Annotated in this window: 3 protein-coding genes; all 3 read right to left on the bottom strand. The window is 44.0% G+C overall.

Annotated elements, in window-relative coordinates; all coding sequences use genetic code 11:
* On the bottom strand, positions 1–350 hold a 350-nt coding region (locus IEW67_RS17845; protein ID WP_188634427.1), incomplete at its 3' end, for an IS66 family transposase.
* A 75-nt stretch (positions 351–425) separates the two neighbouring features.
* Positions 426–782 (bottom strand): IS66 family insertion sequence element accessory protein TnpB, encoded by a 357-nt coding sequence (gene tnpB, locus IEW67_RS17840; protein WP_188634426.1) that lies wholly within the window; start codon positions 780–782, stop codon positions 426–428.
* Entirely contained in the window at positions 776–1,105 is a 330-nt protein-coding gene (gene tnpA, locus IEW67_RS17835; protein ID WP_188634425.1) for an IS66 family insertion sequence element accessory protein TnpA, read from the bottom strand. The genes tnpB and tnpA overlap by 7 nt, the downstream gene beginning before the upstream one ends.
* Positions 1,106–1,189 lie beyond the last annotated feature (84 nt).

Raw genomic sequence — 1,189 nt, 5'->3', positions numbered from 1 at the left:
GAACAGACCTGTTCCTCATCAGACAGACGATATTCAACCGTTTCTGTAGGCAGGTTTTCAAGGTTTTGTTTGCGCTGACCACGTTGTTTCTTGCGTTGATATGTAATCGACTCGACAGTTGGTTCTTCAATAGTCGAATCAGTTGTATCTTCGGCCTCATTGAAAAGAGAGAGCTGGTCAGAATCGGTCTTCTCGCTGGAAGAACCAAATCTGCGTTGTTGGCTTAGACGAAATTGTTCTTCGTACCATTTTAGTTTGGCCTCCAACGCCTCTTTTTCCATCTCAAGCTTCTCATTTTGCGCTTTATAATATTCAATTGTATTAATTGATGTATGCGCTGTTTTTGTCATATGATAAGTATACGAAAAAGAATCCGACTTGCCTAGTCGAATCCCCGTATTTCTATATTTCAGTTTCTTATAGTCTTATAGAATGGTGCGTGCTGTTACTTCCTCGTGTGCCTGTTTCTGTTCGATTGGCAAACCATCCAGCAGCCAGCGAAGTTGGCGCGGGCTGATATTCATGGGTGCTGTTTCCTTTTCCGATGGCCAATGAAATGTTCCTCTTTCCAGTCTGCGGTAATGCAGCCAAAACCCATTGTGCTCCCACTGCAGAATCTTCAGCTTGTCTCGTTTTCGATTACAGAACACGAACAGGCAGGGAGAAAAAGGATCTAATTCAAAACACTCCTGCACGATCACGGCCAATCCATCAATAGATTTGCGCAAATCAGTACTCCCACGAGCCAGGTAAACTCGATCAAATGAATGGTTTGTCAGCATCGGCTTTGCAGCACATGAACAACATCGGATAGTAGGCTCATGTTGGCCCCTGGTCGTACTTCAACAGAGATAGCACCAAAATGTAATAAGATGGGACCTTGTCCCGATGAAGGTAATGATTCTTCTTCAACTTGAACAGCCAGCCACTGTGTTTCGACAGGTGTTTCCGACAAAAAGTCACCGTGCTCGAACTGTTGAACCCAATAGTACATTTGGTGATCTTTGATTTCCTGATTCCGGCACCATTCAGCTATACTTAGCCCACTTGCTTTCCAGGCATCGTAGCGTGCTTTCCATTTTATTCTTTTGTCTTGTTGGGTCATCGCATAACCTCCCGAGTTGGTTTCTAAGAAGATTATCGCATGGATGACCGTTGGTTCCTACGTGTATTTTATTTGACGCTTACC

This window comes from Lentibacillus kapialis (assembly GCF_014646635.1).
Classification (GTDB): domain Bacteria; phylum Bacillota; class Bacilli; order Bacillales; family Amphibacillaceae; genus Lentibacillus; species Lentibacillus kapialis.
The sequence above is the reverse complement of the archived record's forward strand: the minus strand, read 5'-3'. Positions and strand labels throughout refer to the sequence as shown.